This window comes from Vibrio sp. S234-5, from assembly GCF_000960595.1.
Classification (GTDB): domain Bacteria; phylum Pseudomonadota; class Gammaproteobacteria; order Enterobacterales; family Vibrionaceae; genus Vibrio.
Genome location: NZ_JZAM01000219.1, coordinates 55,403 through 81,694 on the forward strand (window position 1 = coordinate 55,403; position 26,292 = coordinate 81,694).

23 protein-coding genes, 1 tRNA gene and 2 pseudogenes are annotated in these 26,292 nt (G+C 48.5%); 19 read left to right on the plus strand and 7 right to left on the minus strand.

Annotation, left to right across the window (positions count from 1 at the left end; all coding sequences use genetic code 11):
* Positions 1-214: 214 nt before the first annotated feature.
* Entirely contained in the window at positions 215-2,245 is a 2,031-nt protein-coding gene (gene uvrB, locus UF06_RS12905) for an excinuclease ABC subunit UvrB (RefSeq protein WP_045570813.1), read from the minus strand.
* A 583-nt stretch (positions 2,246-2,828) separates the two neighbouring features.
* Between uvrB and UF06_RS12910 the strand changes: the two genes are divergently transcribed.
* Positions 2,829-2,904: transfer RNA gene (locus tag UF06_RS12910), tRNA-Asn, on the plus strand.
* 58 nt (positions 2,905-2,962) lie between these two features.
* Here UF06_RS12910 and vceB read toward each other — a convergent pair.
* Entirely contained in the window at positions 2,963-4,498 is a 1,536-nt protein-coding gene (gene vceB / locus UF06_RS12915; protein ID WP_045570814.1) for a multidrug efflux MFS transporter permease subunit VceB, read from the minus strand.
* Positions 4,499-4,507: 9 nt separating this feature from the next.
* The gene (locus UF06_RS12920) at positions 4,508-5,704 is read right to left on the minus strand and encodes an HlyD family secretion protein (protein ID WP_045570815.1); all 1,197 of its coding nucleotides are present in this window, start codon (positions 5,702-5,704) and stop codon (positions 4,508-4,510) included.
* A 232-nt stretch (positions 5,705-5,936) separates the two neighbouring features.
* Between UF06_RS12920 and UF06_RS12925 the strand changes: the two genes are divergently transcribed.
* The 10 genes from UF06_RS12925 (at position 5,937) to UF06_RS12970 (ending at position 14,545) form a co-directional block, all read left to right on the plus strand.
* Positions 5,937-6,542 (plus strand): TetR/AcrR family transcriptional regulator, encoded by a 606-nt coding sequence (locus UF06_RS12925; RefSeq protein WP_045570816.1) that lies wholly within the window; start codon positions 5,937-5,939, stop codon positions 6,540-6,542.
* Between the two features lie 293 nt (positions 6,543-6,835).
* Entirely contained in the window at positions 6,836-7,414 is a 579-nt protein-coding gene (rsxA, locus tag UF06_RS12930) for an electron transport complex subunit RsxA (RefSeq protein WP_039429927.1), read from the plus strand.
* 1 nt (position 7,415) lies between these two features.
* A complete protein-coding gene (gene rsxB / locus UF06_RS12935; protein ID WP_045570817.1) occupies positions 7,416-8,012 on the plus strand; it encodes an electron transport complex subunit RsxB in 597 nt (198 codons plus the stop codon).
* 8 nt (positions 8,013-8,020) lie between these two features.
* Entirely contained in the window at positions 8,021-10,402 is a 2,382-nt protein-coding gene (gene rsxC / locus UF06_RS12940; RefSeq protein WP_045570818.1) for an electron transport complex subunit RsxC, read from the plus strand.
* Entirely contained in the window at positions 10,402-11,469 is a 1,068-nt protein-coding gene (gene rsxD, locus UF06_RS12945) for an electron transport complex subunit RsxD (protein ID WP_045570819.1), read from the plus strand. Before rsxC ends, rsxD begins: the two co-directional genes overlap by 1 nt.
* Positions 11,470-11,482: 13 nt before the next feature.
* Positions 11,483-12,121, plus strand: coding sequence for an electron transport complex subunit RsxG (gene rsxG / locus UF06_RS12950; protein WP_045570820.1), 639 nt, complete (start codon positions 11,483-11,485; stop codon positions 12,119-12,121).
* Positions 12,114-12,806: an electron transport complex subunit E gene (locus UF06_RS12955; RefSeq protein WP_045570821.1), complete on the plus strand. Its 693-nt coding sequence runs from the start codon at positions 12,114-12,116 to the stop codon at positions 12,804-12,806. Before rsxG ends, UF06_RS12955 begins: the two co-directional genes overlap by 8 nt.
* Positions 12,807-12,872: 66 nt before the next feature.
* Positions 12,873-13,514 carry an endonuclease III gene (nth, locus tag UF06_RS12960; RefSeq protein WP_045570822.1) on the plus strand — a complete coding sequence of 214 codons (642 nt, stop codon included), beginning with the start codon at positions 12,873-12,875 and terminating at the stop codon, positions 13,512-13,514.
* 23 nt (positions 13,515-13,537) lie between these two features.
* Positions 13,538-13,954, plus strand: a complete 417-nt coding sequence (gloA, locus tag UF06_RS12965) for a lactoylglutathione lyase (protein WP_045570823.1) — start codon at positions 13,538-13,540, stop codon at positions 13,952-13,954.
* A gap of 156 nt (positions 13,955-14,110) precedes the next feature.
* Positions 14,111-14,545 carry a DUF2753 domain-containing protein gene (locus UF06_RS12970; RefSeq protein ID WP_045570824.1) on the plus strand — a complete coding sequence of 145 codons (435 nt, stop codon included), beginning with the start codon at positions 14,111-14,113 and terminating at the stop codon, positions 14,543-14,545.
* A 2-nt stretch (positions 14,546-14,547) separates the two neighbouring features.
* Here UF06_RS12970 and UF06_RS12975 read toward each other — a convergent pair whose 3' ends face one another.
* Entirely contained in the window at positions 14,548-15,429 is an 882-nt protein-coding gene (locus UF06_RS12975) for an OmpA family protein (protein ID WP_045570832.1), read from the minus strand.
* 197 nt (positions 15,430-15,626) lie between these two features.
* On the opposite strand from UF06_RS12975, the gene rnt reads away from it, so the two are divergent.
* Positions 15,627-16,283: a ribonuclease T gene (gene rnt / locus UF06_RS12980; RefSeq protein WP_039443506.1), complete on the plus strand. Its 657-nt coding sequence runs from the start codon at positions 15,627-15,629 to the stop codon at positions 16,281-16,283.
* A gap of 21 nt (positions 16,284-16,304) precedes the next feature.
* Positions 16,305-17,630, plus strand: a complete 1,326-nt coding sequence (locus UF06_RS12985; protein ID WP_045570825.1) for a Na+/H+ antiporter family protein — start codon at positions 16,305-16,307, stop codon at positions 17,628-17,630.
* A 67-nt stretch (positions 17,631-17,697) separates the two neighbouring features.
* On the opposite strand, the gene UF06_RS12990 is transcribed toward UF06_RS12985, so the two are convergent.
* Together UF06_RS12990 and UF06_RS12995 are read right to left on the minus strand one after the other, a co-directional pair.
* Positions 17,698-18,330, minus strand: a complete 633-nt coding sequence (locus tag UF06_RS12990) for a DsbA family protein (protein WP_045570826.1) — start codon at positions 18,328-18,330, stop codon at positions 17,698-17,700.
* A 114-nt stretch (positions 18,331-18,444) separates the two neighbouring features.
* Positions 18,445-18,783 carry a Grx4 family monothiol glutaredoxin gene (locus UF06_RS12995; protein ID WP_039429958.1) on the minus strand — a complete coding sequence of 113 codons (339 nt, stop codon included), beginning with the start codon at positions 18,781-18,783 and terminating at the stop codon, positions 18,445-18,447.
* A gap of 281 nt (positions 18,784-19,064) precedes the next feature.
* Here UF06_RS12995 and sodB point away from each other — a divergent pair, with 281 nt between their 5' ends.
* The 3 genes from sodB to UF06_RS13010 all read left to right on the plus strand — a co-directional run bounded on the left by sodB (position 19,065) and on the right by UF06_RS13010 (position 21,136).
* Complete coding sequence (gene sodB / locus UF06_RS13000; RefSeq protein ID WP_045570827.1) at positions 19,065-19,649, plus strand: superoxide dismutase [Fe]; 585 nt, start codon at positions 19,065-19,067, stop codon at positions 19,647-19,649.
* Positions 19,650-19,774: 125 nt separating this feature from the next.
* Positions 19,775-20,278, plus strand: a complete 504-nt coding sequence (locus tag UF06_RS13005; RefSeq protein ID WP_045570828.1) for a VC2046/SO_2500 family protein — start codon at positions 19,775-19,777, stop codon at positions 20,276-20,278.
* A 174-nt stretch (positions 20,279-20,452) separates the two neighbouring features.
* A complete protein-coding gene (locus tag UF06_RS13010; RefSeq protein ID WP_045570829.1) occupies positions 20,453-21,136 on the plus strand; it encodes an SDR family oxidoreductase in 684 nt (227 codons plus the stop codon).
* 161 nt (positions 21,137-21,297) lie between these two features.
* Here UF06_RS13010 and adhE read toward each other — a convergent pair whose 3' ends face one another.
* Entirely contained in the window at positions 21,298-24,003 is a 2,706-nt protein-coding gene (adhE, locus tag UF06_RS13015) for a bifunctional acetaldehyde-CoA/alcohol dehydrogenase (RefSeq protein WP_045570830.1), read from the minus strand.
* A gap of 661 nt (positions 24,004-24,664) precedes the next feature.
* Between adhE and UF06_RS13020 the strand changes: the two genes are divergently transcribed.
* The 3 genes and pseudogenes from UF06_RS13020 to UF06_RS13030 form a co-directional block, all read left to right on the plus strand.
* Complete coding sequence (locus UF06_RS13020) at positions 24,665-25,303, plus strand: YchE family NAAT transporter (RefSeq protein WP_039429970.1); 639 nt, start codon at positions 24,665-24,667, stop codon at positions 25,301-25,303.
* Between the two features lie 66 nt (positions 25,304-25,369).
* A pseudogene (locus tag UF06_RS13025) lies at positions 25,370-25,840 on the plus strand (ion transporter); the annotation flags it as partial.
* An 84-nt stretch (positions 25,841-25,924) separates the two neighbouring features.
* Positions 25,925-26,292: pseudogene (locus UF06_RS13030) on the plus strand (transposase); the annotation flags it as partial.

The window sequence follows — 26,292 nt, forward strand, 5'->3', positions numbered from 1 at the left end:
ATGCATTTTGCAAATTACAAACGTGCTTTTTCGGAAATATGTTCAAAAATCAAGCAAAGAGAACCACAAAGATTGGCATAAACGATGCAAAGGCTGGATGACCTTTTAGGTCACCTAGCCAACTGACGTTGTTAGTGAACTTCGTGTTCGCAACCGTAGCCAATAGTGAAAACGCTGTTGGCTTTTTTTTGCGTCTGAGATTGAAAGTGGGCCTTTAGCTATTGGCGATAAATTGCTGACGCAGCTTTTCAATTTGATCGCGCTTCTCTGCAGCCAACTCAAATTCCAGATCACGTGCATGCTTGTACATCTGAGCTTCCAATTTACTGATCTCTTTCTCAAGCTGCTGCGGAGACAGGATGTCGTAGGTCTGAGAAGGCTCAGCCACTTTAGACAGAGGCACCATTTTGCTGCTCTTCTGCTTGCGGCTCTTGGCTATGTCTCCCAGTTCCATAATATCTTTGATATTGCGTTTTAGCGCTTGCGGCTGGATGCCCATTTGCTCGTTGTAGGCTTGCTGTTTCTCTCGACGACGATCGGTTTCATCCATCGCCTTTTGCATTGATTTGGTGATGTTGTCCGCGTACAGGATGGCTTTACCATTTAAGTTACGCGCTGCGCGGCCAATCGTTTGAATCAGAGAGCGTTCCGAACGTAAGAACCCCTCTTTATCAGCATCCAGAATAGCCACCAGCGACACCTCAGGCATGTCGAGACCTTCTCGCAGTAAGTTGATACCCACCAGCACATCAAACTCACCCAGGCGCAAGTCACGGATAATCTCCACCCGCTCAACCGTGTCGATGTCCGAGTGCAGATAGCGTACTTTGACGTCGTGTTCATGCAGATATTCGGTCAAATCTTCCGCCATGCGTTTGGTTAGCGTGGTCACCAGGACCCGTTCGTCTTTCACGGCGCGCAGACGAATCTCCGAAAGCAGATCATCGACCTGAGTCGACACCGGGCGCACTTCCAAGATCGGATCCAATAATCCTGTCGGGCGCACGACCTGATCAGCAATTTCACCCGCCGATTTTTCCAGCTCATAATTACCGGGCGTGGCCGATACAAAAATGGTTTGTGGGGCGAGCGCTTCAAACTCATCAAACTTCAGAGGACGGTTATCCAGCGCGGATGGCAAGCGAAACCCGTATTCCACCAAGGTCTCTTTACGCGATCGGTCGCCTTTGTACATCGCGCCGATTTGCGGAACGGTCACGTGCGATTCGTCGATGATCAGCAAGCCATCATGCGGGAGATAATCAAACAAGGTGGGTGGCGGCTCGCCTTCTGAACGTCCACTGAGATAACGAGAGTAGTTTTCAATACCCGAGCAGAAACCAAGTTCGAGCATCATCTCAATATCAAATTGAGTGCGTTGGGTAATACGCTGATCTTCGAGTAATTTATTGTTCTCTCGTAAATAGGTTTGACGCTGAAGTAACTCTTTCTTGATATTCTCAATCGCTTCGAGAATGCGATCACGCGGCGTCACGTAGTGCGTTTTGGGGTAAACCGTAAAGCGAGGAATGTCACGCTGCTTAATCACGCCTGTCAAGGGATCAAAAATACTGATGCAATCAATTTCATCGTCAAACATTTCTACTCGTACCGCATCTTGATCGGACTCGGCGGGAAAAATATCAATCACTTCACCACGGACTCTAAACTGCCCTCGCTCGAAGGCAATGTCGTTGCGACTGTATTGCAGTTCAGCCAATCGGCGTAAAATATCGCGTTGTTCCATCACGTCACCACGACGAATATGCAGCATCATCTGCAAATACGCTTCAGGATCGCCCAAACCATAAATAGCGGAAACCGAAGCGACAATAATCGCGTCTTTTCGCTCCAGCAGCGCTTTGGTGGCCGATAAACGCATCTGCTCAATATGCGCATTGATGGATGCATCTTTCTCGATAAAGGTGTCGGTGGTGGGAACGTACGCTTCGGGTTGATAGTAATCGTAGTAAGAGACGAAAAACTCAACGGCGTTGTTGGGGAAAAAAGCTTTCATCTCGCCGTACAACTGAGCCGCTAGGGTTTTGTTGGGGGCCAACAGGATCGCGGGACGCTGTGCTTGCGCTATGACATTCGCTAGAGTAAAAGTTTTGCCTGATCCCGTCACACCCAATAAAGTTTGGTGGGCCAAACCGGAATCTAATCCTTCGACCAATTGCTTAATTGCACTTGGTTGGTCTCCGGATGGCGCATATTCCGAAACTAAATCAAATACTTTGCTCATATCTTCCCCGTTTCTGATGGCTGCGATTCAAAGCTGTATAAATATACACATCATCTCTGGAGAATGACAGTGCAACAAGCGTTTGTCGATTTTACCTGAACTGCGTTTAGGCAAAACCGTACAGAGTTTTTTCTGGATTTCCTGACAATGACTTGATATTATCTTCGCCCATTTTGCTGCTTAACTGGCTTTAACAGCGAAATATTCTTCCACAAGTTTTCCCCAAAATAGATCCTTTCTGTCTGTTTTCTTGCTATTCCGCGACTCGCAAACCATTTCAGCCACATCTTGGATCCGTGTCATATTTTTAAGTTATTCGATAAAAATCATTAAATTAACATTAGCAATTCGTCATTATTTTTTAGAGTTTACTACCTAAATTATCCACCCAATCTATTTGCTAAAGTTTAACTCACACACTTATCCACAATTTTGGTGGATAAGTAAACTCAGCCTTTGAACTGTAAGGCATACAGAAAAGTAAAGCTTTTTTTAAAGCAAAAATGTGTGTCTCAGACATGACTTGCTATTGACAGGAAATCATTCGATCAGTAACATTCGCCCCGCTTTTTAGCACGACCTTTCCTCCTTAGCTCAGTCGGTAGAGCGACGGACTGTTAATCCGCAGGTCGCTGGTTCGAGCCCAGCAGGAGGAGCCAAATTCATAAAAAAGCCACATCGCAAGATGTGGCTTTTTTTGTCTGTGAAATCGACGAATCAGTGTACCGACGAGGTATCGACGCCTCGTTTGGGCTTAGGCGCTAGCCATATCATGCAAGCGGCCAGCGCAAAGATACACGCGATAACCATAAACAGTTGGTTAGTCGCGATCATGACACTTTGCCCTTGCAGCATCCAATCCATGCTAGAGCGCGCTTGCTCGGCACTCATTCCGCCATTTTGCATTGCTTGTAGCGCCACACCACTGCGATCGGTTAAGCCTGCTAACTCCGCATGAACATACCGCGTTTCATGCTCCCACGAGGTATTGATCATCGATGTGGCAAACGCGCCGGATAAGGTGCGGATAAAATTCATTAGTCCTGCCGCAGATTCCATTTCATGCGGTTTGACACTTCCCAACGCAATCGCAGTCAGCGGCACAAAAAACAGCGGCATGCCGATACCTTGGAAAAACAGCGGCCAACTGATCTGGGCGAAGGTCATCTCGACCGAACCGAAACTGCGATATAAGGTCCAAAGCCCAAGCCACATCACCCCAGTAAAGACGAATGGTCGAGGATCATATTTTGCAGCCAAGTTGGCAACAATCGGCGCTAAAAACACCGCTAAAATGCCCATTTTCGCCGTCGCGAAACCGGAGATGGTGGCGGTATAGCCCATGTAGATTTGTAGCCAGAGCGGCGTCAACACAGAGATGCTAAAGAAAGCACCAAAGGCCAAGGAAAGCGTCACCATACTCATGCTGTAGCCTCGATGGCGAAAGACTTTGAGATCTACAACGGGATTCTTTTCGGTCAGTTCCCATATCAGAAACGCAATAAAACCAATCACCGCCACTACCGCCAAAAAGATAATTCGAGACGATTCAAACCAGTCGTGATCTTTACCTTCATCCAACATCAATTGCAGTGCGGCTACCCAAACGACCAACAGCAGCAGACCCACTTTGTCGATTTTTGCTTTCGCCGTCTTGGTTTCAAATCTCTGCAGCAGTTTCCAGCACAACAAGCCCGCAATGATGGCAAACGGCATTTTCACCATGAAGATGTAAGGCCAGCTGTATTGGTCACACAAATACCCACCGAGTATTGGCCCCATTATCGGCGCAATCAAGGTGGTCATACTCCAAATGCCTATCGCCGCGTGACTCTTGTGCTTGGGAAAGATGCGAATCATCAAGGTTTGCGATAAAGGCATCAGAGGGCCACCCGCGAAGCCAAGAAAAACACGAAACATCACCAATGTGCTCATGCTGTCCGCCATACCGCAGAGCAGTGAAAAAACGCCAAACAAGATAAAGCAAGTGACAAATACGCGAATTGATCCAAAACGCGACGCGAGCCAGCCAGTTAATGGAACGGAAATCGCCTCAGCCACCGCATATGAGGTAATCACGTAAGTGCCCTGACTGGTCGACGTACCGAGGCTACCTGCGATATTGGAAACCGAAACGTTCGCGATGGTGGTATCGAGAATGGCAAGAAAATTGGCCATCGCCAAACAGAGCGCGCCGATAAAGAGTGCCCCTCCGGATAGGGGCTGGATCGCTTGGTCGGAGGAATGACTCATGTCGCCTCCTTAACCTTGGTTGGCCAGTTTAATTGCGCGATAGTTGACTAAGGTTTGCCCGTGAGTATCGGTGGTGGTATCGACCGTCACTTCCATCGATAAACCGACTTGCAATGGATGTGCTTGCAAATCCTTGGGATCGATCTCGACGCGCACAGGCAAGCGTTGCACCACTTTAATCCAGTTACCGGTCGCATTTTGTGCCGGGATCATGGAGAACGCGGCGCCTGTACCGCCAGAAAATCCGGCAATGACACCGTGATAAAGCACCTCATCGCCGTACAGATCGGCTTTTAGAGTGACTTCTTGGCCCACTTTGACATCGCGCAGCTCCACCTCTTTAAAATTGGCATCGACATAAATGTTATGCAGGGGAACCACACTCATCAGCGGCACGCCAACTTGCACACGGCGACCAATCTGGACCTGACGCTTGGCAACAACACCACTGATTGGCGCACGGATCACGGTACGCTCCAAGTCAATTTTCGCTTGCTCATAGCGCGCTTTGGCCAGCAACACTTCCGGGTTATTTTCCAGCGTAGTGTTGTCTGTCAATGCCGCATTGGCTTTCTGCGAGCCGATGCTGGATAACTTATTCGCTTGCGCTTGTGCCATGGCAGCTTTGGCCGCATTGAGATTGGCCTTAGCTTGAGCAAATTGTGTTTTCGCGTTGGTCAACTCCTCTTTCGATACCGAACCAGAGCGCAGCAGATCTTCTCTGCGGCTCAAATCAATTTTGGCACGCTCAAAATCGGCTTTGGCGGCATTGAGCTGTGCTTGCGCTCGTTGCTCATTCGCTTCTTGCGCTTCGACTAACGCGGTCAGCCCTTCATCGTTTGCCAGATAGCTACGCACACGACGGATGGCTAAAGCCAGATCCGCCTCCGCTTGGCGCAGTGCTAAACGGGCATCGGTATCATCAATTTGCACCAAGACATCTCCCTGATTCACATATTGGGTATCCACGACGTTTACGTTCGCGACAATACCGCCCACTGCAGGCGTCACTTCTGCCACTTCAGCGGCGGTGTATGCGTTGTCCGTAGTTACAAAATGAGATCCGACAAAGTGCCAATAGGCTGTATAGCCGCTCGCCGCAATGGCCACGGCGGCAGCTAAAGCGAGGAATCCTTTTTTGCGCGATTGAGCAGCGCGTGCGGCATCAAAATCTTGGCCTGTCTCTTCTTTGGTTGGAGATGTCATATAGTGAACCTTCGTCAAAAATGCACGATGGAGCCTTTGAAGATTGGCTTCATCTGGAAATCAAGGGGAAATGAGAACGGCGCACACCAGTTGCGCCGTTTTCGTTAGGCAGCAGTCAAATTGAACGTTTTTGACTAAATAACTAAACCGTACTGTACAGTTATACTCTTGACATCAGGAAACCGTCAAGAGAAACTTAACCCCATTTTTTCGGTTGGAATTGGTAAGAGAGATGCGAGTTAAAAGCGATGAAAAGCGCCAAGCCATTTTGGATATAGCCAAAGAATCCTTTACTAAACAAGGATTTGAGCAGACTTCTATGTCACATATATCAAAGCAACTGGGCGGCTCAAAAGCGACGCTTTACAACTATTTCTGCTCAAAAGAAGAGATCTTTTCTGCCGTTATGGAGCAATGTGCTGCATCACAAATTTCCAATTCATTCCTCGCACTTGAGCAAAATAGTGACATCCGCAGCGCACTATTAGAATTTGGTTACAATTTTCTAAAATCAGTTCTGCGTCCTGAGGTGATGGCTATTTATCGTATGGCGATTCATGATGCGGAGCGCTCAGACATTGGTAAACATTTCTATGAAAATGGTCCAAAGCGAGGCTGGACCCGGATGAGAAATTATCTCTCCTTACAGACGAAACAAGGGGTATTGGTGCCTTGCGATCCTTGGGTGGCCGCCATGCAGTTTAAAGCGCTGCTCTACTCGGAATATCATGAACCTTACGTGTTAGGCGCGATCGAACAACCGTCATCAGAACAGCTTCGTCTTTCCACGGAGCGCGCAGTGACGGCCTTTTTGTGTTTGTACCAAAAGGCGGCATAAGTGCATTTCGCCTCGAGATTGGGCTAACGGGCCAGATGAATTATTAAGTGCCAAAAACAAATCACGTTAGCCAATTTCATTCAAAATACACGACCGACTTCATTCCACTCTTTGATTGCGTTGCCAACGGCTTTCTTTCCCATCCACGGCGACGTTTCTCGGCTCTGCTTGTCCGAGCGGTTGCATAACGTATAAATTTCAGCCAGCTATACAAAAACCTTAGCTTTCATTGGTTGTTATTGACGTAACAAAGCACGATAATACCGAGATCGGAATTGAAGAACGTTATAACTATGACCGAATATCTCTTGTTGTTGATTGGCACTGTGTTGGTAAACAACTTTGTACTGGTGAAGTTTTTGGGCCTGTGTCCATTTATGGGGGTGTCGAAAAAGCTGGAAACAGCCATCGGCATGGGGCTTGCGACTACGTTTGTCCTCACTCTGGCTTCTGTATGCGCCTATTTAGTGGAAAGCTACATTCTCCGCCCGCTTGCGATTGAATACCTCAGAACCATGAGTTTTATTCTCGTAATTGCCGTCGTGGTACAGTTCACCGAAATGGTGGTGCATAAAACCAGCCCAACCCTCTATCGTCTGTTGGGCATCTTCCTGCCATTGATTACCACCAACTGTGCAGTACTTGGCGTTGCGCTGCTCAATATCAATGAAAACCACACTTTCATCCAATCGATCATTTACGGTTTTGGTGCCGCAGTGGGCTTTTCGCTGGTGTTGATCCTCTTTGCTGCTATGCGTGAACGCATTAACGCCGCCGACGTGCCCGTTCCTTTCAAAGGCGCTTCGATTGCGATGATCACCGCAGGTTTGATGTCTCTGGCATTTCTCGGTTTCACCGGGTTGGTAAGATAGCATGAGTACCATTTTAATCGCGGTTATCGCGATCGCCATTTTGGCGGCGCTGTTTGGCGCCATTCTTGGTTTCGCTTCGATCCGTTTTAAAGTCGAAGCCGACCCCATCGTCGATCAAATCGATGCCATTTTGCCACAAACTCAATGTGGTCAATGTGGCTACCCTGGTTGTCGACCTTACGCAGAAGCGATCGCCAATGGCGACAGCATCAATAAATGCCCTCCCGGTGGGCAAGCAACCATAGAAAAGCTGGCCGATCTGATGGGCGTTGAGGCGCAAGAATCGGCTCATGATTTAGAGGGCAAAGTCAAAACCGTGGCCTTCATTCATGAAGACATGTGCATCGGCTGTACTAAGTGTATTCAAGCATGCCCAGTGGATGCGATCGTCGGTGGCACCAAGGCCCTGCATACGGTGATCAAGGATGAATGTACTGGCTGTGATTTATGTGTTGCGCCATGTCCAACGGATTGTATTGAGATGATCCCGCTTACAGCCACTCCAGAGAGCTGGAAATGGCAGCTAAATACTATCCCTGTGGTCAACATTACCGAGGCAGATACGCACCGCGCTTCGGGCAGCAACAATAACAATTAAGGGGCAGCATGTTGTCTTTGATTGAACAAATTCGTACTGGCGCCCTGTGGGACTTCCCCGGAGGGATTCATCCGGCCGAAAACAAAACCCAATCTAACCAGCAAGAGCTGGTTTTTGCTTCCATCCCGCAAGAAATCGTTTTGCCGCTTAAACAGCACATTGGCAAAGCGGGCAATCTGTTGGTCAACATTGGCGAGCACGTACTCAAAGGGCAGGCGCTCACCCAGTCAACCACGGGCTTTACTCTGCCAGTACATGCGTCCACCTCTGGTATTGTGACGGCGATTGAGCCAAGAACCACCGCGCACCCTTCCGGCTTAAGTGAGTTGTGTATTGTTATTCGCCCAGACGGCCAAGATGCATGGGCACCCAAGCAACCTGTGAGCGATTACACTCAGTGCGATGCGGAAACATTGGTCGATCTCATCCGCATGGCGGGTATTTCCGGTATGGGCGGCGCTGGCTTTCCGACCGCCAAAAAACTGCAATCTGGGCTGAGTCGTACTGACATTCTGATTGTCAACGCCGCCGAGTGCGAACCTTACATCACCGCAGACGACAAACTGCTGCAAGAGCACGCCGACGAAGTTATCCAAGGGATTGAAATTGTAGAGCATATTTTAAAGCCTCAGCTCACCATCATCGGCATTGAAGACAACAAACCCCTTGCCATCGCGGCGTTAGAAAAAGCCGCCATCAACAAAGATATCGTGATTCGCGTTATCCCGACCAAATACCCTTCTGGCGGTGAAAAACAACTGATCAAAGTGTTGACCAACAAAGAAGTGCCCGCCGGTGGCATTCCTGCCGATATCGGTATTTTGGTACAGAACGTCGGCTCACTCTACGCGGTCAAACGAGCGATTGTCGATGGCGAGCCGATGGTCAGCCGCATTGTGACTCTCACGGGTAATACCTTCAAACAGCCACGCAACGTTTGGGCTTTACTTGGCACACCAGTGCAAGCACTGCTGGACGAATTTGGCTATCAAGCCGATAAGAAACTGCCGCGCCTGATTATGGGCGGTCCGATGATGGGCTTTAGCCTGCCGCACGCGCATGTGCCAATCACCAAAACCTCGAACTGCATTCTCGCGCCAACCCGTCGGGAAATTGAGCCATCTCGTTATGAGATGGACTGTATTCGCTGTGGCGCGTGCGCAGAAGCCTGCCCTGCATCGCTTTTGCCTCAGCAGTTGCAATGGCACGCCAAAGCGCAAGAGTACGAAAAGTGCACCGAGCTCAACCTGAAAGATTGTATCGAGTGCGGCGCTTGTGCTTACGTCTGCCCGAGTGAAATCCCACTGGTCAACTACTATCGCCAAGCAAAAGCTGAAATCCGCACTCGCGCTCAAGAAGCCGAAGCCGCCGAGCGCGCTAAACAGCGTTTTGAAGAGAAAAAAGCACGCCTTGAGCGAGAAAAAGAGGAACGGGAAAACCGCTTTAAGAAAGCGGCTGATGATCGCCGGAAAGAGATGAAATCAACTGGCGGCGATGATGCGATTGCCGCGGCGATTGCGCGAGTTAAAGCTCAGAAAGCGCAAGAAAACAGCTCGCAAACCGAAGTCAAACCTGCCGTTGCCGCCGCGATTGCCAAAGCGAAAGCAAAGCAAGCGCAGGCTTTACAAGCAGGGGAAACCGAACCTGATAATGCCGAAATGGTCAAGCTGCGTGAAGAACGTAAGCGCCTCGCTCGCGAGCGTAAAGCGGCCAAAGAAACGCCACCAAGCGTTGACGAAGAGGCCAAGAGTTCCGACCCGAAAGCCGCTGTCGCAGCCGCCATTGCCCGCGCTAAAGCGCGCAAAGCACAAAGTGAAGAGCAGGCTGGAGCGCCGACAGAACCAGCCGAAGTGCAAGACGACCCGAAAAAAGCCGCCGTCGCGGCCGCCATTGCCCGCGCTAAAGCGCGTAAAGCGCAAAGTGAAGAGGCAGTTGCAGCGCCTACAGAACCAGCCGAAGTGCAAGACGATCCGAAAAAAGCCGCCGTCGCAGCCGCCATTGCCCGCGCCAAAGCGCGTAAAGCACAAAGTGAAGAGGCAGTTGCAGCGCCAGCAGAAGCAGCCGAAACGCAAGACGATCCGAAAAAAGCCGCCGTCGCGGCCGCTATTGCCCGCGCCAAAGCGCGTAAAGCGCAAAGTGATGAGCAGGCTGAAGCGCCGACAGAAGCAGCCGAAGCGCAAGACGACCCGAAAAAAGCCGCCGTTGCGGCCGCCATTGCCCGCGCCAAAGCCCGTAAAGCGCAAAGTGAAGAGGCAGTTGCAGCGCCAGCAGAAGCAGCCGAAACGCAAGACGATCCGAAAAAAGCCGCCGTCGCAGCCGCGATTGCCCGCGCTAAAGCACGCAAAGCACAACAACAAGCAGAAAAGAATCAGTCTGAGGAGAACGAGTAATGTCGTTTTTTATTGCCAGTTCACCACACGCCCATAATCGACGCAGCACGCCTGACCTGATGAAATGGGTCGCATTGTGTGCCTTGCCTGGCTTGATTGCACAAAGCTACTTTTTCGGCTGGGGCACCTTGATTCAACTGATCATGGCCATCACCCTTGCGTTGAGTTTAGAAGCCTTGGTCATGCTGTTGAGAAAACGTTCACCAGCGCGCGCTTTACGCGATAACAGCGCCCTCGTCACGGCATGGTTACTCGCTGTCGCGATCCCGCCTTTGGCGCCTTGGTGGATCATCGCCATTGGTTTGGTGTTTGCCATCGTGATTGCCAAGCACCTTTATGGCGGCTTGGGACAAAACCCATTCAATCCGGCCATGGTCGCTTACGTAGTTCTGCTGATCTCATTTCCGGTGCAAATGACCAGTTGGAATGAGCCAAGCATGCTGCAAGAGATTGGGCAAACCGTTGGCCGTGAAGCCACCACTTTTGGCGATACACTTTCCCTAATTTTTCGTGGTTTGACGCTTGATGGCTCTTCACTCCAGCAAGTGCGTGCAGGCATCGATGGCATCACCACAGCGACGCCACTGGATGCTTTCAAAACTGGGCTACGCGCTGGTGCGACACCCTCAGAGATTCTTCAACAGCCGATCTTTGAAGGCTTGGCAGGGCTCGGCTGGCAGTGGGTAAACCTCGCCTATCTGCTCGGCGGCTTGGTGCTTATCAAACAAAGAATCATCCAATGGCACATTCCAGCAGGGTTTCTTGGCGCATTAGCGGTACTCAGCAGTCTATTTGCGCTGTTTGCGCCTGGCGAAACCGCTTCTCCAGTCCTTCATCTGCTCTCGGGCGCAACCATGCTCGGCGCGTTTTTTATCGCCACCGACCCGGTATCTGCATCCACCACGGTGAAAGGTCGATTGATCTTTGGCGCCATCATCGGCACCTTGGTTTTCGTGATTCGCAGTTGGGGCGGATACCCTGATGGGGTCGCCTTTGCCGTTCTGTTAGCCAATATGTGTGTACCGTTGATCGACTACTACACCAAACCTCGAACTTACGGACACTAAACAGGAAAAGTGCATGATTAACGCCATTCGTCACAACGGATTAACGCTCGCTATTTTCGCCTGTGTCACCACAGGTTTGGTGGCCGTTACCCAATATTTCACCAAAGATCAGATCAAGCGCCAAGAGCAAGCGCAGCTCTCTTCGGTGCTCAATCAGGTGATTCCCAAACAGATGCACGATAATCTGCTGTTTGAATCCTGTATTTTGCTCACCAATCCAGCGCTTGGCACCGATAAAGCCATGCCCGCTTACATCGCGACCTTGAACGGTGAACCAACCGCAATCGCGATTGAATCCATCGCTCCAGATGGCTATAACGGCGCGATTAAAATCATTACAGGCATTGATAATACAGGTACAGTTTTGGCAACTCGCGTTCTCGGCCATCAAGAAACACCCGGATTGGGTGATAAGATTGACTTACGTGTGAGCGATTGGATCAGCAGTTTTTCCGGTAAGCAACTCAATGAAAACAATTATGACCGTTGGAATGTGCGCAAAGATGGCGGCGATTTCGACCAATTTACTGGCGCGACCATTACACCCCGTGCCGTTGTAAAAGCGGTGCGTAATACGGTAGAGTTTGTCAACGCCAATCGCCAGCAACTTCTGACCCAGCCATTAAACTGTGGAGAGAACCGCCATGAGTGAACATAAAACTTTGCTGAAAAACGGCATGTGGAGCAATAACCCCGCGCTGGTTCAACTGCTCGGGTTGTGCCCACTGCTTGCTGTCTCCTCAACCGTCACCAATGCGCTTGGCCTTGGTATTGCTACCTTGCTGGTGTTGGTTGGCTCAAACGTCAGTGTCTCTTTGATGCGCAATCATGTCCCGAAAGAGATCCGCATACCTGTGTTCGTCATGATCATCGCGTCTTTAGTAAGCTGCGTGCAATTGCTGATGAATGCCTATGCTTACGGACTCTATCTCTCTCTTGGGATTTTCATTCCTTTGATCGTCACAAACTGCATCATCATCGGCCGCGCAGAAGCGTATGCCTCTAAAAATGAGGTGTTGCCCGCAGCGTTAGACGGCTTTTGGATGGGGATGGGCATGACCAGCGTTTTGGTCGTGCTCGGCGCGATGCGTGAAATTCTCGGCAACGGGACACTCTTTGATGGCGCCGATTTATTACTGGGAGATTGGGCCGCCGCACTGCGTATAGAAATATTCCATTTTGACACCAGCTTTTTATTAGCCTTGTTGCCACCGGGCGCATTTATTGGCGTCGGCTTTTTGATTGCCCTGAAAAACGTGATTGATGCTAATCTCAAAGCACGTCAGCCTCAACAAGAAAAACCGGCAATAGAGCGCGTGCGCGTCACAAACGCCTAATCGGTTTTATCGGCTTAGCGGCCATTATAATTCTCCTAGCGCTAAGCCTTTCCCTTGGAAGTCAGCATGAACAAAGAAAAACGAATTCAAATCTTGCAGCGTTTGCGCGAGCACAATCCCAACCCACAAACGGAGCTCAATTGGAATTCACCGTTTGAACTGCTTATCGCTGTACTGCTCTCAGCCCAAGCAACGGATGTGAGCGTCAACAAAGCCACGGACAAACTTTTCCCAGTGGCAAATACCCCGCAAAGCATCTTAGATTTAGGGGTCGACGGCTTAAAAGAGTACATCAAAACCATCGGCCTGTTTAACTCGAAAGCAGAAAACACCATCAAAACCTGCCAGATTCTGCTGGAAAAACACGGCGGTGAAGTGCCAGAAGACCGAGCAGCACTCGAAGCCTTACCGGGCGTTGGACGCAAAACGGCTAATGTGGTGCTCAATACTGCGTTTGGCTGGCCAACGATTGCCGTTGATACACACATTTTTCGTGTATCTAACCGCACCAGGTTTGCCATCGGTAAAAATGTGGATGAAGTGGAGCAAAAACTGCTGAAAGTGGTGCCCAAGGAATTTAAACTTGACGTCCATCACTGGTTGATTCTCCACGGCCGTTATACCTGTATCGCCAGAAAGCCGCGTTGTGGGAGTTGTATTATAGAAGACCTTTGTGAGTTCAAAGAGAAGGTCTACCCAGAGAGCTAAGTTCGATTAATTAGGAGCAAACAATGTCAAATGGTCGCATTTTACACACCATGCTACGTGTGGGAGATTTAGACAAATCTATTCAGTTTTATACCGAAGTCATGGGTATGCAACTGCTGCGCAAGAACGAGAACAAGGAATACGAGTACACCTTGGCTTTCCTTGGCTACGGTGACGAGTCACAAGGCGCAGTGATCGAATTGACCTATAACTGGGGCAAGTCTGAGTACGATCTGGGGACCGCGTTCGGCCATATTGCGATTGGTGTCGATGATATTTATACCACTTGTGATGCCATCAAAGCGGCAGGCGGCAACGTCACGCGCGAAGCGGGCCCGGTAAAAGGCGGCACAACGCACATCGCGTTTGTCAAAGATCCCGATGGCTACATGATTGAACTGATTCAGAACAAACAAGCATCTGCAGGATTGGAAGGCTAAGCCGGACATTCTGAGGTGTGATAAACGCTGTTTGACACACTGAGTGATTTGAGAGAGGAAGCCAAGCGCTTCCTCTTTTTTGTTTCATTCACGCCACTTTACATGAGAATTATTTTCATTTAGATTGATGAGAGTTTGGCTAAGTGGAAGAAAAGCATGATAAACGAGTGGGAAAAACACACCTTATTGGCAGACACTGCACTGCAACTCGACGATCCAATTCGCAGTATTCTGCACTACCAACAAGCTTTGGCACTCAGTGATGAGATAGCCAATAGCGGTGAGATTGAAGCCGATGATAAGATCTTAATTTCGGTTATCTCTTGTCATAATCTAGCGCAATTCTGGCGTTGGGCTGGTGACACCGAGTATGAACTCAAGTACTTGCAGCTCGCTTCAGAAAAAGTGCTGACCTTGATCCCGCAGTGCCCACAGCATCAATGCGAGAACTTTATTGATTCCATCGGCTGTTGTAAAAAAGCGCTGTTTGATTTCCTAAAACGTCATCCAAACCCAAAAATTGCGCAGTTGGTAGAGAAGATCGATACCGCAACCCAATGCGAAATTATCGCCAAATTTAGGCTCAACTGAACTTATACTTCGGTCCTGCCTAGCGAAATAACGACGCGGCGGTTCTTATCTTTGCCGATGGGCGTCGCGTTGTCGGCAATTGGGCGACGTTTGCCAAAGCCTTGTACTTGAATGCGATCTTCTGTCAGCCCCAGCGCTTTGAAGTACTCCCGCAGCGATTCCGCCCTGCGCTCAGAAAGGTTCTGACTAAGGCTAGTGCCATCCGTCGAATCGGTATAAGTGGAGACTAACACCAGATCAATATCGGTGTTGTAGCGCACGTATTCGGCGATTTGCGAAAGACGTTTTTGCGACGCTTTGGTCAGTTTGTCGCCGTTACGCTCGTAATGCAGAATGGTGAAGGAGATATCTTCAAAACTGTACGGCAGTAAGTTAGCGATGCAGTCGCTAAACGCATTGTATTTTTGCTGAAACAGCACCGACGAAAGCACCACTTCAATACGCTGATTGCGGCTTTGCCAATCTTGATAGCTGAACGTCGGATAACGCCCTTTCTCCAGCTCGGTCAAAATGCCCCAAGCGGTCTGACCGCCCACATAGCCATCAAACTGTTTAAAGAATTTGAGCGTGGTTAGGCGATCGGCTGGCTCGCCAGGACGCCAAGGTGGCGGCATCGAAATCAAGCTCACATTACGCGTTTCCCCCATCGGGCGACGCATTTTCAGCTCAAAATCGAGCACGATTTTTTTGCTGGCACGCGAAGAAAACTCCGCGTCGCCAAAGTTCGGAATGGGATGCACCAAGCGACATTCCAGCGGCGAATTAACCACCATCTCCCACTGAGATTGCTGAGGCGTGGCCACATAACGTTTGTCCATCGCCATCACGGAGACAGAGGCAAAAGTGGTTAGCACTAGACTACTGGTTACAAGCCACATTTTCATTATCGGCAACATCTCTTCAATCATCTGCACGCTCTGGCAAGGTTGCCAACGTACATTACCCAACTTCATTTCGAAATTTACATGCAAGAATCTAGCCATCAAACCCGTAAACTTTTGCCGTTTTCTCTTTCTGTAGCGTTTTTTTCGCCGTCATAATCTGTAATAATGCCGTCTTTGTCACACAAATAAATAGAAACATGACTGTAGAAAACACAGCACAGACCCTAAAAAAACGTTTTCGCGGCTATTTTCCTGTCGTCGTAGACGTTGAAACTGCCGGGTTTAATGCAAAAACTGATGCACTTTTGGAAATTTGCGCCATCACGTTGAAAATGGATGAACATGGCGACCTTCACCCCGCATCAACCATTCACTTTCATGTCGAACCATTCGAAGGGGCCAATATAGAAAAGGAAGCCTTAGAATTTAATGGCATCCGCGACCCTTTTAGCCCACTGCGCGGCGCTGTGACTGAACAGGAAGCGCTCAAAGAGATCTACAAACTGATCCGCAAAGAGCAAAAAGCGGCAGACTGTGGCCGCGCCATCATGGTGGCCCACAATGCCGCATTTGACCTCAGCTTTGTCAACGCTGCCAACGAGCGCTGCAAGCTAAAACGTATCCCTTTCCATCCCTTTGCCACCTTTGATACCGCCACTTTAAGTGGTTTGGCTTATGGCCAAACGGTGTTAGCCAAAGCGTGTAAAACCGCTGGGATGGAATTTGATAATCGTGAGGCGCATTCTGCCCTATACGATACCGAGAAAACCGCAGAGCTATTTTGCGGCATTGTCAATAAGTGGAAAGCGTTAGGTGGCTGGCCGCTTGTCGATGATGAAGACAATAATAAGTAAACACAACTTCCTGAGAAAACTATGAATCCTGTTGTTATTTCTGTTTGCGTCATGCTGATTTTGGCATTGATGCGAGTGAACGTGGTGGTCGCCCTCACGTTCAGTGCCATCGTAGGTGGCTTGGTGGCTGGCATGGATCTCGGCGATACCATTGCCGCGTTTGAGAGCGGTCTTGGTGGCGGCGCAACGATTGCTTTAAGTTACGCCATGCTAGGTACTTTTGCGGTGGCGATTTCCAAATCAGGCATCACCGACCTTTTGGCGCAAAGCGTCATCAAACGCCTCAACGGTAAAGATAGCGCCGCTTCAACCACCGGCCTCAAATATGCCGTGCTCGTGGCGCTAGTGCTGGTGACTATGTCGTCGCAAAACGTTATCCCTGTGCATATCGCCTTTATCCCCATTTTGATTCCACCTCTACTGGGCGTTTTTGCCAAACTAAAACTAGACCGTCGTCTTATCGCGTGCGTGCTAACGTTTGGTCTCATCACCCCATACATGGTGTTACCCGTTGGCTTTGGCGGTATTTTTCTCAACAACATTCTGCTGAAAAACCTGCACGACAACGGCCTAGACAATGTTGTTGCCAGCCAAGTCCCTACCGCGATGCTCTTGCCTGGAGCAGGGATGGTTTGCGGCTTATTGATTGCGATTTTCTTTAGCTACCGTAAGCCTCGCGAATACGCAGAGACCGAACTCACTGTCGTGCACGAGGAGACTCAAGGGCTGAACAAGCAACATATTCTGGTTGCCGCCGTTGGCATCATCGCCGCGCTGAGCGTTCAGCTTTACACCGGTTCGATGATCATTGGCGCGCTCGCTGGCTTCATGGTGTTTACCTTTGGTGGCGTGATCGCATGGAAAGAAACACATGATGTGTTTACCAAAGGTGTTCACATGATGGCGATGATCGGTTTCATTATGATCGCGGCGGCGGGTTTTGCTGCGGTAATGAAGCAGACTGGCGGCGTAGAAACTTTAGTAGAATCACTCTCGACTAGCATTGGTGACAACAAAGCGCTGGCCGCACTGCTGATGCTGGTTGTAGGCTTGCTGGTCACGATGGGCATTGGGTCTTCATTCTCTACTATCCCAATTCTGGCCACCATTTACGTGCCACTGGCGATCGCTTTTGGCTTCTCACCGATGGCGACCATCGCTTTAGTGGGTACTGCAGCAGCACTTGGTGACGCAGGTTCACCGGCTTCGGACTCTACTTTAGGTCCAACGTCTGGCTTAAATGCCGACGGTCAACATGAACACATTTGGGAAACCGTTGTCCCCACATTTATCCACTACAACGTTCCACTGATCATTTTTGGCTGGATCGCCGCGATGATTCTGTAGTGTAAAAACTTCCATCAACAACAAAGCCGCTCAATGAGCGGCTTTGTTTTAACTGGAATTCTGACCACTACGATTGCGCAGGCATCGTTTGTAAGATGCGTTCGCGGATCTGCTTAAGCGTCGATTCTGATGAAAAGTAATCCACCTCGATCAGGAAATAGGCATCGTTGATTTGCAGCACTAAACTCGGATAGGAGCTTACGCCCAAACTGCTCGCGAAACTCAATTGATCCTGAAAAACCCCCTCAAGAAATGCACCATTCACATCATGCTCAAACTGTGACACATTCAGCCCAAGCTCCTGTGCCAGTTGACGATGAGTCGCCTCCTCATGCGGTGACATAGCACGCAGATAATACGCTTGTTGGATGGCATCAAGCATTGCTTCGTAGCTGTCTTGAAATCCTGCCGCGATTAGCGCTCGGCACGCTTGATAGGTACTGCGAACGGGTGTGCACTTGGTCCAAAAATCATAGTTAAAACGGGTACCGAGCTGACGCTCAATTTGATGCCAGACCCCTTCAATCTTTTGCTGCATTTCTGGTGGCATTGGCAGTGTCGAATCAGGAGCAAGCCCCCCGACTACGTATTCAAACTGGATTACCCCAGGCAACTGCTGTTTTAGCTTGTCCAAGGTAGGCTTGTAACCCCAACACCAACTGCACATAGGATCATGGACGTAATATAGTTTGATTTTCATTCTACCCACTCAAAAAAGAAAAAGGAGCCAAATAGCAGCTCCTTTGTATTCTATACATAATTGCTCATCACCACTACGCTGACACCACGTCATCCATGGGAGAGCAAAGCGAGATTACTCCGCTTCGTTACTCGCAGCGCGTGCCGCGGCTTCTTTGATCAATGGCTGAAGTTCGCCTTTTTGGAACATCTCAATCACGATGTCGCAACCGCCGATCAATTCACCTTCAACCCAAAGCTGTGGGAACGTTGGCCATTGTGCATAGCTTGGTAGCTCGGCGCGGATGTCAGGATTCTGCAGAATGTCCACATAAGCGAACTTTTCACCACAAGCCATCAGAGCTTGAGCTGCTTGAGAGGAGAAACCACAGCTTGGTAGCTTTGGAGAACCTTTCATGTAAAGAAGGATTGGGTTTTCTGCGATTTGCTGTTTGATTTTATCGATAGTTTCCATTGCTTCCTCTAGATGGAGTTACTGCAAATAATCGCGACATTTTACCTTATTACTCAAGAATAAAAAGCACATAAAAATTAGGGCTATAATCAGGGGCGCGATGACAAAGAAATTTCATATAGAAATTGTCACTTAGCCCTTTTAATAAAGTAAAAACTTGCTAAACTATAGCGCAAGTCAGTCATAAAGACATTCAACCTTGCCAAAGCAGGTTGAAAATCGGATAAATAACACTGGAAGCAATCGAAGGTTACCCCTTCAAATAGATGGAGAATCGAGCAATGGCATTTGAACTACCCGCTCTTCCTTACGAAAAAGACGCTCTTGAGCCACACATCTCTGCAGAAACTCTTGAGTTCCACCACGGTAAACACCACAACACTTACGTTGTAAAACTGAATGGCCTTATCCCAGGTACTGAGTTTGAAGGCAAATCTCTAGAAGAGATCATCAAAACTTCAACTGGCGGTATCTTCAATAACGCAGCGCAAGTTTGGAACCATACTTTCTACTGGCACTGCCTAGCGCCAAATGCAGGTGGCGAGCCAACAGGTGCGGTTGCTGACGCGATCAATGCAGCATTTGGTTCTTTCGAAGAGTTCAAAACAAAATTCACTGACTCAGCTATCAACAACTTCGGTTCTTCTTGGACTTGGTTGGTGAAAAAGGCTGACGGTTCTCTAGCCATCGTTAACACCTCAAACGCAGCAACACCGATCACCGAAGAAGGTGTGACGCCACTGCTAACCGTTGACCTGTGGGAACACGCTTACTACATCGACTACCGCAACCTACGTCCAGATTACATGAACGGCTTCTGGGCTCTGGTTAACTGGGAATTCGTTGCAGCGAACCTAGCGAAATAATTCGCGACACCTTAAGTTCAATTTAGTCACTAATTCAAACCCGCTCATCGTAGCGGGTTTTTCTTTTATTTTACCTAAAGTTACCTATGTTGCTGCCGCTATAAAAACATCTGGCGGAGGGCATAATGCAAATACATACTTTAGACAAAGCAGGCATCATCAACGAGCTTCAGTTTGGCACAGGAATTAACCACGCCATTCATGATGGTCGTCGTGCCGATTTTGCTTTGCTGCTATCGATGTTTTCCAATGATGCACGCCACATAACGCCTGTAGAAGAAACGGACTCGCAACCTGTCACGGAGCGAGTTCTGCGTCAACAATTTGCTTTAAGCGAACCCCAGAAACTGAGAAGCGATCAATCCAGCTACACTATTTCAGCGGAGCAAGCAAAGCAGTTTCACCGTGCGGGGCTCGCCTCAAGCAAACTCAGCCACTACCTTATCGCCGACGCGCTCGCCTATATGCCAGAGGAGACCTTCGATCTCCCGGAAGAGGTGTATCAAAACCTTTCCGGCCATGAAAGACGTCAGTTAGCGCAGCCAAAGACTCCACTCCTACCTGAAGCCGGTCTGTATAATCAGTTGTCAACCGCTTGGGCCAAAGCCCGATTGAGCGCATCAGTCTAGACTTTAACTTGTTGAATATTAATGCGTTACAATACAAGAGCAGACTAAAGTGTGACTTTTTACATACTTTGGCATTCTGCTTGACTCAGATAGTCATTAGTTTGACGTTATTCACACTGAGAAGCCCCATTTTCTCCCATGATAAAAGTACCGCTAACACATGGAGTCGGGGAAATGGAAATTAAGCACGCGCTAATCTTGGTAACGAATGCAGGCTCTCTGCTCGGCCGAACCATCGCCCTACACTTTGCCAAACTCGGCGCAACCATCATTCTGAGCGACCAAAATAAAGCTCAGCTGGCTGAAACACAGACAATGTTAGCGACGATTACCGACAAAGCCTGTTCTATTGCCATCTGTGATGACCAAACCGAAACCATTCAGCGCCTATTTGCCGAGATAGAACAAAAGTTTGCGCAAGTTCCCGATGTGCTCGTCAACTGCTGGACTTCGCTCCCTCTCCCGTCTTTAACCGATCATGCAGCCGATGGTGGTTTCGTCGAACAACTCTCCTCCACCGCAGGCGCGCTGTATCGCTTTGGACAGGTTTGCGCTGAACGTATGCGGCACACCGAAACGAAAGGCGTGATCGTCAATGTTATCACCCACGCCGATTATCAAAACTTTTCTGGCGTTGAAAGCGTCACCTCGCTCGTTTCTGGCTTTACCCACAGTTGGGCCAAAGAGCTCACCCCTTTCAATATTCGCGTCGGTGGTGTTATCCCGGCTCTGTCGCATACACAAAATCACGTTGATGAAGCACACTGGGCGCAAGTGCAAGACGAACTAATCCGCAATACAGAGTACATTGTCGCCAACGAGTACTTTAGCGGACGGGTAGTCAGTGCAGAGGTTTAACCACCTTCCTCACTTTTACCGCGAACCTTATGTACAATCCCGACACTATTCATGTTGATGAATAGGTAAAAAAGCCCCTATCTTTCGATAGGGGCTTTGCTCTTTTCCCGATTTTTTAGGTTTCGTGCTAGCGAAAACCTATCTCAAAATGTCCGTCTTACTTAGGCGTCCGCTTTTTCTTTCTTCGCTTTAACCACTTCAGCTTTAGCTGCTTCTTGGTCTGCTTTCTTCTTGATCACAGTAGTACCTTCGAAAGTTTCACCTTCAACGAAAGCTTTACCGTAGTAAGCAGCAATTAGAACTTCTTTCAGCTCAGCGATTAGTGGGTAGCGTGGGTTTGCACCAGTACATTGGTCATCAAACGCTTCTACTGCGAGTTCATCAACTTTCGCTAAGAAGTCAGCTTCAGCAACGCCAGCCGCTTGGATAGACATTGGGATGTCTAGGTCACCTTTCAGCTCATCCAACCATGCAAGTAGACGTTCAATCTTCTGCGCAGTGCGGTCACCCGCTTGGCTTAGGCCTAGGTGGTCAGCAACTTCTGCGTAACGACGACGTGCTTGTGGACGGTCGTATTGAGAGAATGCCGTTTGCTTAGTTGGGTTATCGTTCGCGTTGTAACGTACCACGTTAGAGATCAGAAGTGCGTTCGCCAGACCGTGTGGTAGGTGGAACTCAGCACCGATCTTGTGCGCCATAGAGTGGCATACACCTAGGAACGCGTTAGCGAATGCGATACCAGCAATAGTTGCTGCGTTGTGTACTTTCTCACGAGCGATTGGGTCTTTTGCACCGTTCGCGTAGCTTGAAGGTAGGTACTCTTTTAGCATCTTAAGTGCTTGCAGAGCCTGGCCGTCTGAGTATTCGTTCGCTAGAACCGATACGTAAGCTTCTAGAGCGTGAGTCACTGCATCGTAACCACCGAATGCGGTTAGAGACTTAGGCATGTTCATCACTAGGTTCGCATCTACGATTGCCATTTGAGGAGTCAATTCGTAGTCCGCTAGTGGGTACTTAGCGCCAGTCTTGTCGTCAGTCACAACCGCGAATGGTGTCACTTCTGACCCTGTACCTGAAGTGGTAGTGATACATACAAGCTCCGCTTTTTTACCCATTTTAGGGAACTTGTAGATACGTTTACGGATATCCATAAAGCGCATTGCCAGTTCTTCGAAGTGAGTTTCTGGGTGCTCGTACATAACCCACATGATCTTCGCCGCATCCATTGGTGAACCACCACCAAGCGCTAGAATCACGTCTGGCTGGAAGCTTTGCATTGCTGCAGCGCCTTTCTCTACAACAGATAGAGTTGGGTCAGCTTCAACATCAAAGAATGTTTGAACTTCCATGCCTTGTGCTTTCAGTAGGCTAACTACATCATCTGCATAACCGTTGTTGAATAGGAAACGGTCAGTAACGAGGAATGCGCGTTTTTTACCTTCTAGATCGCTCAGTGCGATTGGAAGGCTACCACGACGGAAGTAGATTGACTTAGGTAGTTTGTGCCACAACATGTTTTCAGCTCGCTTCGCAACAGTTTTCTTGTTGATTAGGTGCTTAGGACCTACGTTCTCAGAGATAGAGTTACCACCCCATGAGCCACAACCCAGAGTCAGAGACGGTGCAACGTTAAAGTTGTACAGGTCACCGATACCACCGTGAGTAGTTGGGATGTTTACAAGGATACGTGCAGTCTTCAGTTTGTCACCGAAGTAACGAATACGGTCTGCGTTTACGTCTTGGTTGGTGTATAGGCCAGAAGTGTGACCGATACCGCCGATCTCAACCATAGTTACTGCTTGAGCAACTGCGTCTTCGAAGTTGTCAGCACGGAATAGACCTAGAGTTGGAGACAGTTTCTCATGAGCGAATTCGTCATCGTAAGATACTTTACCAATACCTTCACCAACGAGAACTTTAGTGTCAGCAGGAACTTTAACACCCGCCATTTCAGCAATAGCAGCTGCTGGTTGACCTACGATTTTCGCATTCAGTGCGCCATCGATTAACAGTACCTTACGTACTTTTTCTGCTTCTGCTTTGCTTAGAACGTAAGCTTTGTGAGAAGCAAAACGCGCTTTCACTTCGTCATATACTTCGTCAACAACGATTGCTGCTTGCTCAGAAGCACACACTACGCCGTTATCAAAGGTTTTAGACATCAGGATAGAAGCCACTGCACGTTTGATGTCAGCAGTCTCATCGATAACGACTGGAACGTTACCTGCACCTACACCGATCGCAGGTTTACCAGAAGAGTAAGCCGCTTTCACCATGCCTGGACCACCAGTTGCAAGAATAAGTGCAATGCCATCGTGCTTCATCAGTGCGTTTGAAAGCTCAACTGAAGGTTGGTCGATCCAACCGATGATGTCTTTTGGTGCGCCAGCGGCAACAGCAGCATCCAAAACCAGTTTCGCAGCTGCGTTGGTTGAATTTTTTGCACGTGGGTGTGGAGAGAAGATGATACCGTTACGAGTTTTCAACGAGATCAGAGATTTGAAGATCGCGGTTGAAGTCGGGTTAGTGGTTGGAACGATACCGCAGATGATACCTACAGGTTCAGCGATAGTCATTGTACCTAGGTTGTCATCTTCTTCTAGGATGCCACAGGTTTTCTCATCCTTGTATTTGTTGTAGATGAACTCAGACGCAAAGTGGTTCTTGATTACTTTATCTTCAACAATACCCATACCAGATTCTTCAACCGCCATTTGTGCTAGCGGGATACGCGCTTGGTTTGCAGCAAGAGAAGCAGCACGGAAGATCTTGTCGACTTGCTCTTGAGAGAAAGTAGCAAATTCTTCTTGTGCTTTCTTAACGCGTGCAATCATCGCATCTAGTTCAGCCATATTAGTTACAGGCATAGGGATTCTCCTAAATTAACAAATATTAAAAACTTTTTAGTAAGGCGACTTGCTGGTTGTTTTGACTGTCTATCAGTAACTTACTTAACAACCGTCTTAGTAAATTGCTTTCAGGACTGAGTATAATATTTCAGAGTGTGAAAATAATTGACTTGGATCAGTTCTCACTCTCGAAATCCCTCAAAAGTAGTACCCCATTGCACACAAACACATTAAGCTCATGATCTATAAGAAAAACATACAAAAAATGTCATTGAGCAAAAAAGAAGCAATCGAACCAACCAACTAAAAAAGCCACAACAATCTGTAAAAAAGTTTCATTTTTAGTCCATAAAATTACATGTGGACCCCAAATCTTGTGCTACTGAGAGTATATCTAAGCTCAATTATCTCTCCACATTGTGACGTTTTTTTTATCTATTTTGTGTGGATGTTAACGTTTATGAGCAAATCCCAACTCAAGCAAATGCAGAATGATACAACTCCACATCTGGATTTACATACGGGAACAGTTATTCTCCGTACGTTAACACAGTTTACTGCCCAACTGAGTAAGCTCGGGTAAGATTAGTCTAACCGCACACAAAAGGCGTTTTTTCTCTCGTCAATTCTTAGCATCTTTTCTAGAATATAAGCTCCTGTCCCTCTGTATGAATTCGTCATGTCAAACTTCGAAATCGCTATTTTTCTGCAATTTTTCCTAGGCTTAGTTGCCGCAGTCAATCCGGTGGGCATCATGCCTGTTTTTGTCTCTCTAACAGGACACATGACACCGGAAGAAAAACACAAAACGGCACTGACTGCGAACATTGCGGTGGCAGTGATCCTGGTGGTGTCGCTGCTTGCAGGTCAAATGCTGCTGGATATGTTTAGCATCTCTCTCGATTCGTTTCGTGTCGCGGGGGGATTGTTGCTGCTCAGTATTGCCTTCTCAATGATGAGCGGTAAGCTCGGTGAAGATAAGCAAAACAAGCAAGAACAATCCGAATACGTTAGCCGCGAGCAGATCGGCGTTGTGCCACTTGCCATGCCTTTAATGGCTGGGCCTGGTGCCATCAGCTCTACGATTGTCTATGGCGCTCGTTACCCCAGTATGTTCGACACTGTGGGTATCGTCATCACTGTCGCCATATTCAGTTTTTGCTCTTGGCTGCTGTTCCGCTCTGCACCACTTATCGTGCGCTTCCTTGGTCAAACGGGTATCAACGTCATCACTCGGATTATGGGCCTGATCCTTGGCGCACTCGGCATTGAATTTATTGCCAATGGCTTGCGAAATCTCTTCCCCGGATTAGCCTGATTTTCGCTTTAAGGTTATGATGTGGCTACGATACTATTTGTTAGTCACATCATGTTCAGCCGCATCATGTCTCAAGAAACGTTAAAAAACCGTCTGTACGTTATTATCTTTGGCACACACACTCCTGCGGGCAAAGCTTTTGATATTGCTCTCATTATTGCCATTCTCAGTTCACTGTCAGTGCTGGTTTTAGAGTCCATTCCTACCGTTCGCGCTTCTTGGTCAACAGAGCTGCGTTATTTCGAATACGGCTTTACCGCGCTTTTTACCATTGAGTACTTGTTGCGTCTCTACTGTTCGCCCAAACCCGTCGCCTATGCGAAGAGCTTTTACGGCGTGGTCGATCTGCTTGCCATTTTGCCAACCTACCTTGTTCTGCTGTTCCCTTCCGCAACGTTTATGGGCGTGATTCGGCTGCTGCGAGTCATGCGTATTTTCCGCATCCTTAAGTTGGTACGCTATTTACAAGAGTCCAACGTGCTCCTGCGTTCGCTTTTGATGGCACGACGAAAAATCCTGATTTTTTTCAGCACCGTCGCGATAGAAGTGGCCCCCGATTTTCGGACATGACTTTAAGTGGTCGATCTGTTTTGATAGTACCCAACAATACAGGGACAGATTATGACTAGAAAACGTAGAAACCACTCTCCTGAGTTTAAAGCTAAGGTGGCACTCGATGCCGCTAAAGGCGATAAAACCGTCGCTGAGTTAGCTCAGAAATACAACCTGCACGCTAACCAAATCTCGACATGGAAAAAGGAGCTGCTTGAAAACGCAGCCATGATTTTTGCCACCGAAAATCACACAGGAAAAGAGAATTCCGAAGAAGTGGACAAACTTCACGCCAAGATCGGTCAATTGACCATGGAAAATGATTTTTTGGCCAAAGTGCTCGGTCGTTAGACCGAGCCCAGCGAAAGAGTTCGCTGGTTAAATCCACCCCATTGCCGATAAAGCGCCAGTGTGAGCTGCTCAATATTGCTCGCTCG

Excerpts from the sequence above, each read along its gene's own strand:
- uvrB (WP_045570813.1), bottom strand. The coding sequence starts at position 2,245 with ATGAGCAAAGTATTTGATTTAGTTTCGGAATATGCGCCATCCGGAGAC.
- vceB (WP_045570814.1), bottom strand. The coding sequence starts at position 4,498 with ATGAGTCATTCCTCCGACCAAGCGATCCAGCCCCTATCCGGAGGGGCA.
- UF06_RS12920 (WP_045570815.1), bottom strand. The coding sequence starts at position 5,704 with ATGACATCTCCAACCAAAGAAGAGACAGGCCAAGATTTTGATGCCGCA.
- UF06_RS12925 (WP_045570816.1), top strand. The coding sequence starts at position 5,937 with ATGCGAGTTAAAAGCGATGAAAAGCGCCAAGCCATTTTGGATATAGCC.
- rsxA (WP_039429927.1), top strand. The coding sequence starts at position 6,836 with ATGACCGAATATCTCTTGTTGTTGATTGGCACTGTGTTGGTAAACAAC.
- rsxB (WP_045570817.1), top strand. The coding sequence starts at position 7,416 with ATGAGTACCATTTTAATCGCGGTTATCGCGATCGCCATTTTGGCGGCG.
- rsxC (WP_045570818.1), top strand. The coding sequence starts at position 8,021 with ATGTTGTCTTTGATTGAACAAATTCGTACTGGCGCCCTGTGGGACTTC.
- rsxD (WP_045570819.1), top strand. The coding sequence starts at position 10,402 with ATGTCGTTTTTTATTGCCAGTTCACCACACGCCCATAATCGACGCAGC.
- rsxG (WP_045570820.1), top strand. The coding sequence starts at position 11,483 with ATGATTAACGCCATTCGTCACAACGGATTAACGCTCGCTATTTTCGCC.
- UF06_RS12955 (WP_045570821.1), top strand. The coding sequence starts at position 12,114 with ATGAGTGAACATAAAACTTTGCTGAAAAACGGCATGTGGAGCAATAAC.
- nth (WP_045570822.1), top strand. The coding sequence starts at position 12,873 with ATGAACAAAGAAAAACGAATTCAAATCTTGCAGCGTTTGCGCGAGCAC.
- gloA (WP_045570823.1), top strand. The coding sequence starts at position 13,538 with ATGTCAAATGGTCGCATTTTACACACCATGCTACGTGTGGGAGATTTA.
- UF06_RS12970 (WP_045570824.1), top strand. The coding sequence starts at position 14,111 with ATGATAAACGAGTGGGAAAAACACACCTTATTGGCAGACACTGCACTG.
- UF06_RS12975 (WP_045570832.1), bottom strand. The coding sequence starts at position 15,429 with ATGAAAATGTGGCTTGTAACCAGTAGTCTAGTGCTAACCACTTTTGCC.
- rnt (WP_039443506.1), top strand. The coding sequence starts at position 15,627 with ATGACTGTAGAAAACACAGCACAGACCCTAAAAAAACGTTTTCGCGGC.
- UF06_RS12985 (WP_045570825.1), top strand. The coding sequence starts at position 16,305 with ATGAATCCTGTTGTTATTTCTGTTTGCGTCATGCTGATTTTGGCATTG.
- UF06_RS12990 (WP_045570826.1), bottom strand. The coding sequence starts at position 18,330 with ATGAAAATCAAACTATATTACGTCCATGATCCTATGTGCAGTTGGTGT.
- UF06_RS12995 (WP_039429958.1), bottom strand. The coding sequence starts at position 18,783 with ATGGAAACTATCGATAAAATCAAACAGCAAATCGCAGAAAACCCAATC.
- sodB (WP_045570827.1), top strand. The coding sequence starts at position 19,065 with ATGGCATTTGAACTACCCGCTCTTCCTTACGAAAAAGACGCTCTTGAG.
- UF06_RS13005 (WP_045570828.1), top strand. The coding sequence starts at position 19,775 with ATGCAAATACATACTTTAGACAAAGCAGGCATCATCAACGAGCTTCAG.
- UF06_RS13010 (WP_045570829.1), top strand. The coding sequence starts at position 20,453 with ATGGAAATTAAGCACGCGCTAATCTTGGTAACGAATGCAGGCTCTCTG.
- adhE (WP_045570830.1), bottom strand. The coding sequence starts at position 24,003 with ATGCCTGTAACTAATATGGCTGAACTAGATGCGATGATTGCACGCGTT.
- UF06_RS13020 (WP_039429970.1), top strand. The coding sequence starts at position 24,665 with ATGTCAAACTTCGAAATCGCTATTTTTCTGCAATTTTTCCTAGGCTTA.